General features: G+C 48.9%; 11 protein-coding genes. 3 read left to right on the top strand and 8 right to left on the bottom strand.

Annotated features, from left to right (window positions below; translation table 11 throughout):
• Positions 1–57 precede the first annotated feature (57 nt).
• A complete protein-coding gene (locus ACYVI9_RS08085) occupies positions 58–1098 on the top strand; it encodes a lysylphosphatidylglycerol synthase transmembrane domain-containing protein (protein WP_460763112.1) in 1041 nt (346 codons plus the stop codon).
• On the opposite strand, the gene ACYVI9_RS08080 is transcribed toward ACYVI9_RS08085, so the two are convergent.
• From ACYVI9_RS08080 to ACYVI9_RS08055, 6 genes are all read right to left on the bottom strand, one after another.
• Positions 1082–2446, bottom strand: a complete 1365-nt coding sequence (locus tag ACYVI9_RS08080) for a protein kinase domain-containing protein (RefSeq protein ID WP_460763110.1) — start codon at positions 2444–2446, stop codon at positions 1082–1084. The genes ACYVI9_RS08085 and ACYVI9_RS08080 overlap by 17 nt on opposite strands.
• Positions 2447–2474: 28 nt before the next feature.
• Complete coding sequence (locus ACYVI9_RS08075; RefSeq protein WP_460763107.1) at positions 2475–3377, bottom strand: hypothetical protein; 903 nt, start codon at positions 3375–3377, stop codon at positions 2475–2477.
• A gap of 28 nt (positions 3378–3405) precedes the next feature.
• Positions 3406–7464 carry an FtsW/RodA/SpoVE family cell cycle protein gene (locus ACYVI9_RS08070; RefSeq protein ID WP_460763104.1) on the bottom strand — a complete coding sequence of 1353 codons (4059 nt, stop codon included), beginning with the start codon at positions 7462–7464 and terminating at the stop codon, positions 3406–3408.
• A gap of 4 nt (positions 7465–7468) precedes the next feature.
• On the bottom strand, positions 7469–8581 hold the full coding sequence (locus ACYVI9_RS08065; protein ID WP_460763102.1) for a PP2C family protein-serine/threonine phosphatase: 1113 nt from the start codon (positions 8579–8581) through the stop codon (positions 7469–7471).
• Between the two features lie 111 nt (positions 8582–8692).
• Positions 8693–9631, bottom strand: a complete 939-nt coding sequence (locus ACYVI9_RS08060) for a hypothetical protein (protein ID WP_460763099.1) — start codon at positions 9629–9631, stop codon at positions 8693–8695.
• A 29-nt stretch (positions 9632–9660) separates the two neighbouring features.
• Entirely contained in the window at positions 9661–11232 is a 1572-nt protein-coding gene (locus ACYVI9_RS08055; RefSeq protein ID WP_460763097.1) for a serine/threonine protein kinase, read from the bottom strand.
• Between the two features lie 260 nt (positions 11233–11492).
• On the opposite strand from ACYVI9_RS08055, the gene ACYVI9_RS08050 reads away from it, so the two are divergent.
• Both ACYVI9_RS08050 and ACYVI9_RS08045 read left to right on the top strand, forming a co-directional pair.
• Positions 11493–12362 (top strand): fructosamine kinase family protein, encoded by an 870-nt coding sequence (locus ACYVI9_RS08050; protein ID WP_460763094.1) that lies wholly within the window; start codon positions 11493–11495, stop codon positions 12360–12362.
• Between the two features lie 14 nt (positions 12363–12376).
• On the top strand, positions 12377–12805 hold the full coding sequence (locus tag ACYVI9_RS08045) for a PH domain-containing protein (RefSeq protein ID WP_460763092.1): 429 nt from the start codon (positions 12377–12379) through the stop codon (positions 12803–12805).
• Between the two features lie 9 nt (positions 12806–12814).
• Here ACYVI9_RS08045 and ACYVI9_RS08040 read toward each other — a convergent pair whose 3' ends face one another.
• Both ACYVI9_RS08040 and ACYVI9_RS08035 read right to left on the bottom strand, forming a co-directional pair.
• Complete coding sequence (locus ACYVI9_RS08040; RefSeq protein ID WP_460763089.1) at positions 12815–14707, bottom strand: tetratricopeptide repeat-containing sensor histidine kinase; 1893 nt, start codon at positions 14705–14707, stop codon at positions 12815–12817.
• A 369-nt stretch (positions 14708–15076) separates the two neighbouring features.
• The gene (locus tag ACYVI9_RS08035) at positions 15077–16267 is read right to left on the bottom strand and encodes a pyridoxal phosphate-dependent aminotransferase (RefSeq protein ID WP_460763086.1); all 1191 of its coding nucleotides are present in this window, start codon (positions 16265–16267) and stop codon (positions 15077–15079) included.
• Between the last annotated feature and the right edge of the window lie 51 nt (positions 16268–16318).

Genomic DNA, 16318 nt, shown 5'->3' with positions numbered 1-16318 from the left:
CGACCTGGAAATTACCCCCTGTACTTCCTCGGCAGTTTTTGAGTATATTCGATGACTATGTCCGGATCACCGTCACAGACTGCCCGGTTTACGAAACCAATTCAGTTCCTGTTTTTTCTGGCACTGGTCATTTTATTTATTTACTGGTCAGTCAAGGACCTTAGTCCGGTGGACCGGCAACAGATCCACACCGCTCTGTTGCAGGCGGATTACCGAATGTTACTGCTCGGTTCTATCAGCCTCTTACTGGGTCATATACTGCGGGCGCTCCGTTGGGGATTGTTGATTGAAACCCTCGGCTACCGGCCTTCGAAGGTCAATATCTTCTTTGCTGTGATGGTGGGTTATTTTGCCAACCAGGCCATGCCCCGTATTGGCGAAATTCTCAAATGCTCCACGCTGACAAGGTATGAGCGTATACCCTTCGACAAATTGCTGGGGACCGTTATATTGGAGCGAATGATCGATGGCGCTGTCCTGCTGCTTCTTCTGGCTACGACGCTCGGCATGCAGCCCGGCCTCCGCCACCAGATCAGCGCACTGATGCATTTAAATCCGGCGAATTATCCGGAGACAGCCAGGGGCTATCTGATGGCGGGTCTTTTGCTACTGGGCGCTTTGATTATCGGGTTGGTATGGTTGTTTAGCAGAAAGCCGGAGCGCCGCTGGTTCCTACGGCTCCGGCAAATCAGCCGGAGCATCTGGATGGGGTTCAGTACAATCCGCCATCTCAGAAAACAGGGAAGATTCCTGCTTTATACCCTGCTGATCTGGCTGATGTATGGTTGCTGTGTTTATTCAGGCTTCCGGATGTTTTCCGAAACGGCCGGTTTCCATATCATAGAGGTGATGACCATCCTTTGTGCGGGCAGCATCGGTATGATTCTGACACCTGGCGGCATTGGTGCTTACGCTTTTCTGGTACAGAAAACGGTTATGCTGTATCAGGTCAGTGCTGCCTGGGGACTGGTTTTAGGCTGGCTGCTCTGGCTGTTGCAAACCGCACTGATCATCCTGATGGGCAGCATCAGTCTGATCAGTCTGCCATTCTATAACCGCCGAAAATCATCGGGCTCCCGTCCTATTCATGAAAAATGATCTGGGTATTACCGATCCAGAAAAAATCACCCTCCTTTAACAGCACTTTCAGGTGGGGTTCCAGTCGATGGGTATGGGCAGCGGTATTATAATAAGTCCCGTTTTTACTGGGCTCGGAGTCACTGAGCTGGTAGCTGATCCCTCCTTCGGGCTTTTGCTTTTTGTGAATCTGACAATGCAGCCGGGAAATAAATTTATCGGCGGTCCGGATCGCAAAATCCGAAAGGCCGGTTGCCGCAGTCTCATTCCAGCGTCCGACCGTTGTCCGGTCCTTGACCAGAAAATGATGTTGCGCCGGCGTAAGAAAATTCGGTACAACTTCCAGATAAGCGCCTCCTGATATTTTGACTCCTGACTGGGGGTCAATATCGATAACCTGCGCTTCGGTTGGTTGCTCCGGTACCTGGATTTTACCCTCCAGACCCTCATAGTAGAACCGGGCGAGCTCCCTGCCTGTTTTGAACCGGCCGGCCGGTTCTTTCTCCAGACAACGGTTGATCAGCATTTCCAGCCAACCGGGTATATCACAGTCGGAAGTTTCCGCACCTGTAGCAGCTTTAACAGCTGCCAGGCGCCGGACACAGATATCCGGGATCCGGGCGTGCTTATGTTTCTCCTCCAGCTCGATCATATCCCGGGCCATTTTATAGTCCTTGACAGGAAACGGTACCGAGCCGGTAAGCAGTTCGTACAGCACAATCCCAAAACTGTAGATATCGGATGGGGTTTCTACCAGGGTGCCGGACCATTTTTCCGGCGGCTTGTACTCGGCCATCCCCTCTTCTTTTTTACTGTGGCGGACGGCATCAGGATCGGTAAAGGATAATCCGAAATCGATCAGCACATAGCGGTAGCTGCCGTCTGCCTTCCGGCTGCGAATAATGTTTTTGGGATTGATATCGTTGTGGATTACCGCATGCCGCCGCAGGATCGCAGCATCTCCCGGATCGCCATCGGTTGCCCCTACATAATAATGATGACAGTAACTTAAGGCAGCAGCGATCTGGTCGATGATATCCAACACAGCATCCACCGAAAGATACCGCTCTCTTTTCAAAATGGTTTCCAGGGTATCGCCATCGATAAATTCCATTTCCAGGGCCGGCTTCCCATCAAGAATATGCTCATTATATACCTTAACGATATGGGGGTGGTCCAGTTTTTTGAGAATAGCCACTTCTTCCTGAAAATCCCGGTAGGTTTTTTCCTGTTCATTTTCAATGGCCAGGTCCAGTTGTTTTAAGGCCACGACGCTGCCGTCAGCCTTACGACGTGCCTTGAAGACCGCTGAAAATCCACCATGTCCTATTACTTTGAGTATATCATATAATCCTGCAAGTTCTTTCATAGCAATATCCTGGTTCCTTTAATATGGATCAATCAATCAGATAAAATTCCAGTACAATCTTGTCGTTGAAACAAATCGAATCACCATTCTTTAATACATGCGCTACCTGGGCATTATTCAGACTGACACCCGCAAAATCCTGTTGGCCGGTATTATAGATTTTAATCTTGTTGGCGGGGTTATTCAAAAACCGGGAACGATAAATCTTAAACGCACCCAACTCCTTGTCAAAAACAATCTGCGCATTGGAACGGCTGATATAGTTATTGACTTCATACCGGGGTTCATTTTTTTCCTCGATTCCGACAAAGGCGATATCGTTATGAATTTTGGGACCATTTTCAATTTTCGGGTCCCTGCATCGACCGACAAAATAACTGCGACCGTCCACCGGCTCCAAGAGGTACTCGGGCTCCCAGGTCAGACCTTCGGTAGCCACCAGGCGGGCTTTCTTCCAGTTATTGGCATCCCCCTGGACCCGCACTTCGATGGCCAGACCATCGGTAATCCGCGTCAGCGTTTCCAGCCGTCCGGATTCGTGTACGATATCCAGCAGCAGCCCCGGCTGATACCGAATACCCTTGGCTTTAAAATCCCGCTGAATACTTTTGATAAACCCCTGATCCCGGAGTAGTGCCAGCATACCGGTATTCTCAACCGCCTGCGGTGCATACCTGCTGTGAAATATCAACCCGGAAACAACGGTATTACTGTATCCCAGCAGCCGAACGCTTTGGGTAATAGCTCCGATCGTCAGCTCTTTCAGGGTCTCAATATTTTCCAGCCGATCCGGCTGCCCGCCCGAAACAGGCGTCGGTGCGGCTGCCTGCTGTACCTGACCGGTGCTGTTGGGCGCTTCAGAGATTGCCGGCTCACTATCCCCGTTCAGCCTGGCAGACAATTGATCAAATTTCTTTTTTATCCAGTTCATAATATTTTTTTAGCAACCAGCCATGCATTTAAAAATAGCCGGTCGATTTGAGTTGTCCTAATAGATCCACTGCCAGTTTTTTTGCAGCATCTGAATTCCCGATTTCTTCAATCCGTATGGTAAATGCCAGTGGCGCCTTGTATCTGGGAGAATATACAAAAAACGTATACCAGGCATCGGTTACCCGCTTCAGACTGGTCCGCCTGCCTTTATGGACCAGTTTATCCCTTTCCGGGCTTCCGGTCTTTCCGTATACCTCCAATCCCGTCAGGGTCGAAACACCTGCTGACTGTTCTTTCATAAACGACTTCATGAGTGCTGCCGAACCCGGATGCTGTGCGATGACCTGTGCAGGTTCAAGAAATTCGGGCTGATTCCAGGATTTCAGCAGAAACCGGGAACTTCTTAAAGAGTCTCCGGCCGCGATGGCTGCCGACATTTTTGCCAGATGCAAAGGCGTCGCCATCAGTTCGCCCTGCCCCCAGGCGAGATCAGAATAATGTGACTGAAAACGCCGGCGTGTGTTGATCAGCTTTTTATTCCTGGTTTGATAAATAGATTTTCCGCGCGCCGTAAATTCCTGCCATTCGCGGATATACCGCTGACTGTCATAATCTTCAGGGCGACTGAAATTAAAGCCGCCCCGGTTGGCTATATTCATTCCCAGCAGGTCGTACATATGGAAAAGCGAGGATTCCAGTTTCTTTTCATTGATCAGCTTTATAAAATACACATTGCTGGAACGCACAATAGCGGTTCGCATATTCACGTCCTGACCAGAAGGCTCACCAGGCCGGATAACTTCAGCAGGGTACACATAAAACCTGAAATCCGCCGCGCTAAGACCATATTGATTGAAAGCCGCATAACTGTCTACGATTTTGATTACTGAACCCGGACGGGAAGCAAAAGTGATGCCCAGGTCCTGCGGCAGAACCATCTGGTCACCAAATAACTGCAGATAGATACTGCGGTAATCTACGGGATCAATATCGCTGATGAGTTTCATGTCCCGGTAAGAAGCTGCCGGATTGGACGCTGATGCCAGCACATCGCCTGTCCGGGAATTAACCGCAATTACCGAAGTCCTGTAATCCTTGTAGGGTGCCCGGCTCTGGACCAGTGCATTGATCTGCTCATTGAGCGCCAGATCCAGTGTAAGCCAGACGTCTTTCTTCTTATTATTCTGTTGTTCGATACCTTCTGTACGTTTCCCTGCTTTAAGAAATGGCGCCAGATCTGCGTAGTCATAACGCATCAATTCGGTTTCCTTTGTCTGCTCCGGCAAAAAGCGGTGCTCCCGGTACCGGTCGGTGGTTCGAATGGTTGTTGTGTAATGCACATCAAATCCGCGCAAACTGGTATAATGGCGGTACTCAGCAGCATAACCGGAAGCAGGTTCTTTGGCGATCTCCTTGTTGTAATCACCCAGCCAGAACAACATATCGGCGCCAAAGGGATAATATCTTTTCTGATCACGGCTGAGCTGTTCCTTATACAAAACAGGATTAGCACCCAATGCCAGCAGTCGCTGACGGGAACTGTCAAAACGCAATTTATCTGAAGTGGCGAGCAGGACGCCATTCCGGTCATAAATATCACCGGCATCAATGTCTTTCAGCAGCATGCTGATACGCGGATTATAGGTATACTGCCAGTCGCCCATTCGATTCAGTACCAGGGCCGGTTTCACGATGTATTGATTGGATTTAACCTGATAATAGATCAGACTGCCTGTGATCAGCAGCACGGCTGCAAAAAAGCTGAGTATGGCATAGGCATTGACATTGTCGAAATTTTCTTTCATATACTCCATTTCCAATGCGTCACCTTTCTCATGAGACATGACCAAGACGAGTAACAAAGCGATCAGGGTGATGATCACACCGGCATTCCCCTTACTGAGTAAGGGTACGGAAATCCCGGTAAGGGGTACCAGACCCAGTGTACCGGCGGCGATCAGTAATAACTGTAGCATGGTGGCAATAGCCACCCCGGCCATAAAATAAAACATAAAAGTCTTGGCAGTCCGCCGGGCTGCAAGCAAACAGCGGTAAATGAGCAGTCCGAAAGCCGTGAATATACAGATCAGGGTCAAAATACCCAATTCCTCACCAATGCTCTGCAGGATCATATCCGTATGATGCGCCGGCATCAGATTTGAAAAGCCCTGGCCCAGTCCCTGACCCGTGAAGCCGCCGGCGTTTAGTGACCATACGCCCTGGGCGATCTGATCCCCACCGGTCAACCGGTTTTCCCAGATATTACCAAACATGCTGTTGCGGTCTGCCAGCCGCTGGGTAAACTCGAAGGGAAGGGCTGCCAGCAGAATAAAAGCGGACATAATCAGCAATATAAAAAAAACGGATTCCAGTTTTTTTGCCCACCAGGCATAGGCGAGACTGCCGACACAGGCGATTAAGGCCAACCAGGGCAGATAATCCTGTTCCGGCGTATTCAGGAACCGGTAAACAATAAAAATCAATAGGCCGTATCCGATCGCTGCCAGGATCATCTGACCAAATTCCTTCTTGGCAAAAGCATAAAAGAACAGGAAGGTCAGACAGAGTACAATCGCCGGTCCGAGATCACCAAGCACCGCATAGATCAACAGCAGAAATACAAAGAACCCGAACATCAGCAGGTTATTCCGGGTCAGCCAGCGGTTGTCGGTAATGTTCTTAAAATAGCCAGCATTGGCGGTAAAATAGGCCGCAAAGAATACCACCATTAAAAACTTAGAGAGCTCACTTACCTGAAATCCGAAGAGGTTGACTTTTACACCGCTTCCCTGTGGGCCGGTGCCCAGGACGGCTAACAGAAGCATGAGCAGAATGGAAGCCAGCAGCCAGCTATAGCCGCGGGGCGCCTTTAAGCGCCGCTGCGCATGCCCGGCGGACAGTAACCGGTGCAGGGGATCAAAATAATGGCCCTGGTAAAACCGGTTGACCGGATTGTTTTTTAGCAGAAAAATCAGTAAGGCAAAGACCAGCATCACGGCGCCACCGCAAAGGGCCATACCACTGCCATAAACCTCATCCCGCAAGGGATCCTGCGTACTGAAAAGTACCATGACACCGATGCCGAGAATAAACAGGATCAATGGCAACAGGAACTCATCGCTTCGGTAATTCTTCAGGTAAAGGGCCAGGTGCAGGATCCAGGCAGCCAATACCAGCAGTATCAGTGCCGTAAAAAACAATTTGCGGAACTCGTCGGGTGTTCTCACGGTAAAGAGCTGGTCTTCCTTGATTTGTTTGTAAGCGGTCCGGTCCAGGAGTCGGATTTTATGAATCTGGCCTGTAAAATTAAAATCACGGTCGCTGCCGATCCGCGCTTTGCCTTTGGCTGTCCCAAAAGAATAACCCGGTTTCAAAGCCAGGACGCTGTAATTGCCCTGCGGATCCAGACCCGCGAACCGGTAATGCCCTTTGTCATCTGTCCGGGTTTCAAACTCGGTTTGGATGTCCCTGCCGCGGTCAGACAGGCTGTCCCAGAATGCATCCGGATACAGGCGGGTCAGCCGAACCAGAATCCCCGCACCTGCCTGCTCCGCTCCCGATTCGTCCGCCAACCGGACCCGGCCGGTAATAACCGTTCCTGTTGCTTCCGTTCCGGAAGCAGTATGCACCGGAGGCTGTTTCGATCCGGTTTCCTGATGCCAGGTTGCGGAATCCATGCCCAGCCGGGCCAGGGCGTTAAAAAAGCGCAGTTTGCCCTGCTGGGTGCCGGAAGCCTGAAATATTTTCGCATCGACTAATAAGGGGGCTTTGTTCAGCGCACCCAGATTCGGCAGCACCGTTTGCCCGTCAACAATGGTTTTCAGTTGATCGGTAACGAAACCGATATAGGCGTCTTCGGCAAAATAGCCGCCCTTCTTCAGCGCGTTCCTGACTGCCGTTGCGGGCAGCGGTGCCCGCAAATTAATGACGGTATGATCCCGGTAACCTCCTGTTGCCAGTGCCAGTTCCGAACGAATATGACGCAGATAACTGAAGCACATGGCTGCCAGGATCAGGGTAACCAGCACCAACAGCAGGCGTTCCGCCTTCCTTGAATACAGGACGATATGTTGTTTTTTCTGCATAATATTAAAAGCCGGTGGCGTCGTATTGCCGGGTACTGTCACTGAATATGGTATCGGTCGCCTGAATCAGGGTATCATCATTCAAAGCCACGGTATCTCCTGCCGGAATAGAATCCCTGAGATAGATCGTATCAATCCGGACGTCTTCGCTTTCGGGGTGCAGGATTTTTTTTGTTCCTACCCAGTTGGCCAGGAAGCCCACCAGGAACAGTACCGGGAACAACCAGAACCACCCTTTTTTTTTAGGGGGTTTGGATGAAGGCGGTGTTGCAGGTGGAGCGGTTTCAACCGGTTGTTCCTGAATAGGGATCTCGATTGTTTTTTTTGTGGCTTTTCTGCCGCGAGAAGTTTTGGCAGTAAAGCTGGCCAGGGCAACCGTAATATTATCCTTACCCCCCAGCTCGTTGGCCTGGTCAACCAAAGCCTGTCCCTTCTGTTCCAGCAATCCCGGTCCCTCCAGTATCGCTGCCATCTGGGAACGGTTCACCAGATCCGTGAGTCCGTCACTGCAAAACAGCACAATATCACCCGGCAGGAAACTATGTTCGGTAACATCCAGGTACTGGCCGCTGTCATCAGCGTCCAGACGCTGCTCGCCCAGCATCTTACTGATCTCATTGCGCTGGGGATGGCTCATGGCTTCGGCTTCGGTCAGAAAGCCGTTATCTTCCTTATAGCCGACAAGGGAATGGTCTTTGGTAATTTTGAGCAGGTTGCCATCCCGAAAGATATAACCACGGCTATCGCCGACATGGCCAATATACATGAGTTCTTTATCAGCATCCAGCAGGGCCACCGACAAGACACAGCTCATACGGTTGAATTCCGGTACCTCATAACGTTTTTCAAAAATGACATTATTGGCATTGATCAGTGCTTCTTTCAACAAAGCCAATGGCGCTCCAAATCGGAAATTCTGCAGATAACCTTCAATTGTTCTACGGGCAATGGCGGAAGCTTCAGCACCTCCGGCATACCCGCCCACCCCATCGATCGCCCCCAGCAGGGTCAGTGAGGCCTGTCCCCAAAGACCTTCGACCCAGATAAAATTATCCTCATTGGTCTGACGCTTACGGCCTATATCGGTTTGTACATGCGATTTGATTACCCTGCTCATTTCTTGTTTTTAGTTTGCAGATAGAAGAGAACTATCAGAAATAATATCATTAATATCTGGATCATTATCTATGGCTTGTTCATTTATCTTCCAGCCGGCGGTTGCCACCTGCTACTTCTCGGCTTTAAAATCCAACTGAAATACCCCGCAGACGATTGTAGATTCGCTTTTCAAAGGATGCCATACGGGCTGCTGGCCGGTACGGCTCAGTTCCAACCGCTGTTCATTGACAAATGCATCGCCGAAAAGTGCGATATAAAACATACGGGCGGCTTCTTCATACTTGATCATCACATGTTCTTTCTGAAGGCTGCCACTGGGCTCATTAATGCAGAGCAATGTGGCGGTACTTGTCAGTCCTTCTATTGCTTTGGTGATCTTGAGCTGTTTTTCCCGCATGGGGAAACTATAACGTTGTTTATTGAGCACAAATTGAATGGTGGCCAGTTTGTCGGCTGCATTACGGGAACCGCTGATTGTCGTACCGGCTTCACTGCCCTCTCCGAACAGCCCTTTATTAAATTTTACCCGGAAATGCCCCTTTGACAGAATATCAATATTGGCAAAAGTGTTGGGATTTAAATCATATTTGGAATATTTGGAATGTTTGCTGCTCACCGATACTTTGATCTGTTCGGAAGAAAGTTCGGTCCAGGATTTTTCCGACGTCGGGGCGCTGACAACCTGAACCGAGCCTGGTTCAATTTCGGAATTATCAATTCCTTTTTCAGCAGGACAATATTGAAAGTCCCAGAAACTGCCAATGGGCTCATAGCGCGGATACTGTGATTTCATCTGATTGATATGATCGTAGAACTCGTCCAGTATGCCTTCTGTAATGCCCGCCAGCCGGAGCTCGGCGTGGCGGTAATCTTCAGGACGCATCAGGATCAGGTAACTGCAGTCGTACATCATGCGCTTATTAAAAGATTCCCTTTCAATGGTCTCCCTGAATGACGCCACTACCTGATTGACCAAATGCTGATTGGTGAGCCTTTTCGTCTCATCTGCTTCGTCAGGCAACAACCATCTTTTAATTTTTTCCAACATAATCGGCGTTTTAAATTCTGTATTTGAAATTAAAGTTTTTCTATACGGCGTTCCACGATCCGTTCAATTTTATTACTGGTATCGATAACCATTGCCACATCAATATTGTAAGCGATCCACGCATCCGCTGCCTGCTGCCTGATTTTATACAGCATACTGAAATCCACATAGACTTTGCCATTCTGGTTATGGGTAAATACCCAGGAATCCGGATGAATACTGGCATCGGTATATTTCCATTTCCCATGATAATTGCGGCATTCGTTCTTAATGGCCGCTATCGATTCATTGGATTTATTGTAATACTGTTTTACGGTATCATTGAAAAAACGGGAAAGGGCGTTACAATCCCCGCGGCTCTGATAATAATCGTAGATAAAATTGCGTATTTCATTTTCCCGGGTTCCCAGATCCACGCTGACGACCACCTGGTCAATATTTCCGTCATTCCCTTCAGTGGTTATCGTATCAGGTGGTGGGTCGGCTTTTTTCACAGCTTTTTTTTCAATGACCGTTTTCTTCTTCGGTGTGCTCCTGGGCTTTTCGGTAACTTTCTCCGGCGCTGACTGGAAAAAATCAGCCACTTTTTCCCGGTTTAACGCAAATGCGATCAGTCCCAGGATAACCAGAATTGAAAGTAACAGATAGGGACGCGTATTGCTCCTGTGTACCGGTGCGGGAGGCCGTACCGAACGGCCCGGAGCCTTAGCCGATGGCGGCACTGACAGGGCAGGTTCCATTTCCAGAGGGGCTGCGGTCAAAGGCTGCGCCTGACTGGCATCAATTTTTACAAGTTCTTTGCGGTCCTGCGCGTTTTTGAAAAAATAACCCGGTAAGAGGTCCCGCCATGGGAAAGGCAATACACTGGTATCGATATTCTTCCTGACGATACTTTCCTGGATCTCAAAATCCGAGATCCGCGTACCGTCATAAGGTGGATGCCCGGTAATCAAATGATAGAAACTCACCGCCAGCGAATAAACATCGGTTTTATAAGTCAGATTCCTGACATCGTATACCTGTTCGGGGCTCATGTACATGAGTGTTCCCATCCGGCTGCCCGTCTGCGTCAGCGTAATATTGTCCTTTATTTTTGCAATCCCGAAATCGAGCATTTTAATGACTCCCTGTTCAGTCACAAACAGGTTGGAAGGTTTGATATCCCGGTGGATGATATGTTTGCCATGGGTATAGTTCAGGGCGTCTACCAAATCATTCCACCAGCCTGTCAACTGCGCAGCAGGGAATAGCGCACCGGACTGTAATCGGGCGGCCAGGTCATTGCCATTCAGGTATTCCATGACCATGCAGGGGCGGCCGTCGATTTGCCCGAAATCATACACGTTCCGGATATGCGGATGATTGAGTTGCACCATCAGCCGGGCTTCATTTTCAAACCGGGCGATCATTTCGGGCTCATCACTGAACCGCCGAAGCATGACTTTTACCGCTGCCGGCTTGCCGAGATAATTTTCGGCATACCATACTTCAGCCATCCCGCCATCGCCCAGTTTGTACTTTAAAACATATCCGTTAATCGACTGTTGCTCCATGCCTTCCATCTTAAGTCCGGTGGACAAGCGGTCGCCCCATGCCGGCATCAGCGCTGTCCTGATTTGAATGTCAATTTAACACCTTTTTCACTACCATTGCCTCCAATTAATACACAGGATGTTAATTAGTGACCCGCAAATTTACCCACCTCCCCCCTTCTTATTGTTTAAAGAAATTAAAAAAACGGTAAATGCCCTTTTGTAACCGGTTAACGGGAAGCCTGCGCCGGTACAAGGGAGCCGGGGCTTTCGCATAGGGATGCAGGCAGGCTCCGGGCCCGCTTTAAAAACCGCTAATTTTGTGATCTATGCCGGCGAAATTCAAGGAACTACAACAGATCCTGGAGGACCTGCACCTGGAAACCGCTACGGTAACGCCTGTCTCCGGCGGTGACAGTAATGCTGCCTATCGTATCCAGCGGGGAGAACAGCGCTTTTTTTTAAAGACCCAGGGTGCCGCAGCCTGTCCGGGGCTTTTTGAACAGGAAGCCGCCGGCCTGGAGCTGCTGCGCCGGAACAGCGAACACTATCTGCCCGCCGTCATCGGACAGGGATTAAGGGCCGGGCGGCAGTACCTGTTGCTGGAATGGCTGGAAGCGGCCGGTTCCACTGCAGCAACACAAGAAAATTTTGGACGCCGACTGGCCAGGCAGCACCGGCACAGCCAGCCCTATTTCGGCCTGTCCGTAGATAACTATATTGGTCCTTTACATCAGTCCAACCAACCGGTAGCTGACTGGCCGGGTTTTTATGCCCACCGACGGATTCTGCCACTGGTGAGACAGCTGGCAGATACCGGCGTTCTGGACAGAAAGGATATCCGGGCCGCCAACGGATTTTCTGACCGGATCCGGGAATTCTTTCCCGAGGAGCCTTCCTGCCTGCTGCACGGAGATCTCTGGAGCGGCAACTACATGACTTTGGAAAATGGTACTGTGGCCTTTTTCGATCCGGCAGTATATTACGGTCATCGTGAGATGGATATCGGCATGAGTTTGCTTTTTGGAGGTTTTTCAGCAGCCTTTTACGAAGGATATCGGGAGCAATGGCCCCTGGAACCGGGCTGGCAGCAGCGGGTCGCTTACAGCCAGCTCTATCCCCTGCTGGTACACGCCCTGTTATTCGGTGGCAGCTATGTCCAACGCGTAAAGCTGCTGCTGCAGCCTTTTTTCGCTTAATTTTGTTATCAGCTATGATAACTACCGTATATAAGACGCATTCCAGCCTGTTGTTGAAGCTCCTGTTTGCCCTGGTCATGGCATTATTGTTTTTTTTCTCCATCTCTGAAAAAAGCTGGGCCCTGCTGGCGGTAAGCATTCTGGTAACTGCCATTGTCGTGTACATATTCCGAAATACTTATTACAGCATTTCGCGGCACCGGCTTACCATAAGAAGCGGATTTCTTTTCAATGAAACGATTGATATACTGAATATCCGAAAAGTCAGGGAAGTTCACCAGCATGTATTCACCGGGCCGGGATTTTCAATGCGCCGGCTGGTCATTTATTATAATAGCCGGGATATTGTGGTGATTTCTCCCGACCAGCGTCAATTATTTATCGAGCATCTGAAACGCATCAATCCGGACATTCTGATTGAAACTAAAAACCAGCAACGATGATGTCTGTGTTCAGGTTGAAGCGGGACTACTGAACTCTTTGACCGGCACACACAGGTGGATTTTGCATCCCTGACCAGGGGCAGCGTCAAAACGAATCTGCGCATTGATCTGTGCCGCCCGGGATTTCAGGTTTTTAATGCCGTTCCGGTTGGTCATCATCTCGGGATCAAAGCCTTTACCATTATCCTCCACATAAAAATCTATCTGGTAATCCTTGCACTTTGCAATGATGGACGCCTGGGTACAGTCCGAATACTTGACCAGATTATTGACCGACTCCTTGATGATCAGGAAAATATTTCTTCGGGTTTCCATGGGCAACGGCACTTCTGAAACGGCCTCAGGAAAATCAATCGTGAAATCAATATTCTTGGATTCAAACAGCGGGATGGCAAATTCACTGATATGCACCCCTAAATCACTGAATTTATCGTTACTGGGTTTCACCAGCCAGATAATATCGTCGAGTGCTTCCAGCGTATCCTTCGCATTGGCTTCAATTTTAGTAAGCAATTCCTGTTTGTCCGGACCTTCCTTGCGCAGCAGCTCACTGAAAATATGGATACTGCTCAGCGAGGACCCCATATCATCATGCAGATCCGAAGCGATCTGTGAACGTATTTCCAGTTCCCGTTGCAGGGCATTATTCCGGGCAACCAGCTTGTTCCGCAAATAGAACAAGACCCCACTGATAAGCAGCAGGAAGAACAGGATAACGCCGCCTATCATTATGATCCGGTCATTTTTCTGATTGGTTTCCAGCAGGTCGATCTTATTCTGGTGATACTGAAATTCCTTGTCACGAACAGAACGGATATTTCTGAGGTTGACGCTGTCCGAAAGTTTTTTAAAAGATACACTGTAAGCATAAGCCCGCTCCCAATCCTGCTTTTGCTGAGCGATTTTCATCAATCCCTCGTATGCATTACGGGTTTCAGCCACAGAACCGATTCTGCTGGCAATGCTTAGACTGGTGTCAAATTTCCCCTTGGCCATTTCATTCTGGCCCATGAGCAGGTAGGCATTTCCAATACTGTTATAACCATTGGCAATGAATATCTGATCCCCCAGTTTGAAATTAATATCCAGGGCTTTGCGGAACAGGTCCAGGGCCTCATGTGGCCTTCCTTCCTTGGTCAGGATATTTCCCAGGCTGATATAACAGATGGCGATGCCTTTGTCATCCTTTCGTTTGACATTGTAATCCAGTGCCGTCTGATAATATAATTTTGCGGAATCAATACTGCCCAGCCTTTCATAACATTCACCGATATTCTGCAGGTTAATGGCAATGCCGCGCTTATTTCCGGCTTTAATGGCAATGGGAATACATTCCAGAAAATAATTAATGGCAGCAAAATAATTCTCCAGCGCCAGGTGAATATTCCCGATGCCGTTCAGTGCGATCGTTACACTGTAATTGTCTCCCGTACTTTCTGCCAGCTTGCGGGCTTCATAAAGATGATCCAGTGCATTGTTATAATCGTCTTTTCTTCGGTAGGATACGCCCAGATTGTTATAGGCAATGATCTGCTGTCTGACATTATGGAGTTTCTTGGCCAGATTTAGGGCGGTATCATGGTAATGGATCGAAGCGTCATAAAAAGAAAGATCCCTTTTAAATACGCCGTAAGAATTATAATAGGCAGGTTCTGCCTGTTTATAATGCAGTTTATTGATGAGTGCAAAAGCTGTCTGATAAAGCAGTTCCACCGAACTGTCTTTACGGTTGGCTTCCGCCACATTGATCAGGGAGTCCACTTTTTCCCGGCTGTCGGCCATCAGCAGGACGGGATATTTTTCTGAGAGCTGCCCTACCGCTTTTGCTGAAAAGCAGCACAGTATCATCGCCAGGATGCAAAAGCGAAGGTTTACTTTTTCCTTTCCGGTGCAGGGGCTCATTATTTAGTTTACGTTTAATTTCTCAGTACAGGCAACCCTACATGTCAGCTACAATCAATCTTTACAAATCTAAGTATTGTTTGCTTATATTCAACATATTATTAAAATTAATTATTAATAGGCGCCTCCGAATCCCCGGACTTTAGGTTGGCCCTGCAAGCGCTTGCTGCACCATCCGGGCGCAGTAAATCCTGAAACTGTCCGTCAGTATATTCTTTCACAAGGCTAAATTTTTCTTGTGCCTTACATCCCAAAAGCTAAAGACTTTTGGGTTTTGCGGCACGTTTTATAATAAAACACTTGTCCCAGGACAAAATACAAAAGGGCTGTCCTGAGACAACCCTTTTCTGAGATCCGTGAATATTTTAATTAACTGAGTTGGGCCAGTGCTGCCTTAATTCTTTCCCAGCCTTTTTCAATATTGGGCAGGCTGTTGGCAAATGAAAACCGCACACAATCCGGTTCTCCGAAAGCGGCACCCATCACAGAAGATACATGGGCCGTATTCAACAGGTACATACTCAGGTCCGCGGAATCCTTGATAACCGTATCACCATTTGATTTGCCGAAATAAGAACTCATATCCGGGAATATATAAAATGCCCCATCGGGTTCACTGCATTTGATACCCGGAATATCTGCTACCAGTTCCAATACCCTTTTTTTACGGCGGGTAAATTCTTCTGCCATGGCCAGGGTGGGTCCCAGATCCGAACTGAGCGCTGCTACCCCCGCCTTCTGCGCGATGGAACAGGTACCACTGGTCATCTGACCCTGTAGTTTTTCCATGGCTTTGGCGACGGGCGCCGTGGAGGCAGTATAACCGATCCGCCAGCCGGTCATGGCAAAGCCCTTACTCAACCCGTTGACGATTACGACCCGGTCCTTGATATCGGCGAACTGGGCAATACTCTGATGCGCACCAACATAGTTGATATACTCATAAATTTCATCCGAAATAATCGTGATATCGGGGTACTTACGGAATACCGCCACCAGTTCTTCCAGTTCCTGCAGGCTGTATACCGCGCCGGAAGGATTACAGGGTGAAGAAAATAAAAAGACCCGGGTCCGGGGTGTGATGGCCGCCTCAACCTCCGCTGCTGACGGTTTAAATCCGCTTTCCACACTGGTGCGGATTTCCACGACCTTACCACGGGCGATCTTCACCAGTTCAGAATAGGTCACCCAGTAGGGTGTGGGGATGATAACTTCATCATCTTCATCCACCAGGGCCAGAATGGCATTGGCCAGACTCTGTTTGGCGCCGGTTGATACGACGATATGCTCAGGACTATAGTCCAGCTGGTTGTCTCTTTTTAACTTGGCGCAAACCGCCTGCCGCAGGTCCAGAAAACCCGGTACGGGTGTATAATGACTCCAGTTATCATTAATTGCCTGAATACCAGCCTGCTTTATATGCTCGGGTGTATCAAAGTCAGGCTCGCCCAGACTCAGGTCGATGACATCGATACCCTGGGCCCTTAATTCACGGCCCAATTTGGCCATTTTAAGCGTTTCCGGTTCAGCAAATCGGTCTAAAATTGATGATAACTGCATTTCTACTAACTATTTAAGCGGTTTTGAATTAAAAAATCACACAAAAGTAAC

This window comes from Niabella terrae (assembly GCF_054783135.1).
This window is presented reverse-complemented; position numbering and strand designations above follow the sequence as displayed.

Excerpts from the sequence above, each read along its gene's own strand:
- ACYVI9_RS08085 (WP_460763112.1), top strand. The coding sequence starts at position 58 with ATGTCCGGATCACCGTCACAGACTGCCCGGTTTACGAAACCAATTCAG.
- ACYVI9_RS08080 (WP_460763110.1), bottom strand. The coding sequence starts at position 2,446 with ATGAAAGAACTTGCAGGATTATATGATATACTCAAAGTAATAGGACAT.
- ACYVI9_RS08075 (WP_460763107.1), bottom strand. The coding sequence starts at position 3,377 with ATGAACTGGATAAAAAAGAAATTTGATCAATTGTCTGCCAGGCTGAAC.
- ACYVI9_RS08070 (WP_460763104.1), bottom strand. The coding sequence starts at position 7,464 with ATGCAGAAAAAACAACATATCGTCCTGTATTCAAGGAAGGCGGAACGC.
- ACYVI9_RS08065 (WP_460763102.1), bottom strand. The coding sequence starts at position 8,581 with ATGAGCAGGGTAATCAAATCGCATGTACAAACCGATATAGGCCGTAAG.
- ACYVI9_RS08060 (WP_460763099.1), bottom strand. The coding sequence starts at position 9,631 with ATGTTGGAAAAAATTAAAAGATGGTTGTTGCCTGACGAAGCAGATGAG.
- ACYVI9_RS08055 (WP_460763097.1), bottom strand. The coding sequence starts at position 11,232 with ATGCCGGCATGGGGCGACCGCTTGTCCACCGGACTTAAGATGGAAGGC.
- ACYVI9_RS08050 (WP_460763094.1), top strand. The coding sequence starts at position 11,493 with ATGCCGGCGAAATTCAAGGAACTACAACAGATCCTGGAGGACCTGCAC.
- ACYVI9_RS08045 (WP_460763092.1), top strand. The coding sequence starts at position 12,377 with ATGATAACTACCGTATATAAGACGCATTCCAGCCTGTTGTTGAAGCTC.
- ACYVI9_RS08040 (WP_460763089.1), bottom strand. The coding sequence starts at position 14,707 with ATGAGCCCCTGCACCGGAAAGGAAAAAGTAAACCTTCGCTTTTGCATC.
- ACYVI9_RS08035 (WP_460763086.1), bottom strand. The coding sequence starts at position 16,267 with ATGCAGTTATCATCAATTTTAGACCGATTTGCTGAACCGGAAACGCTT.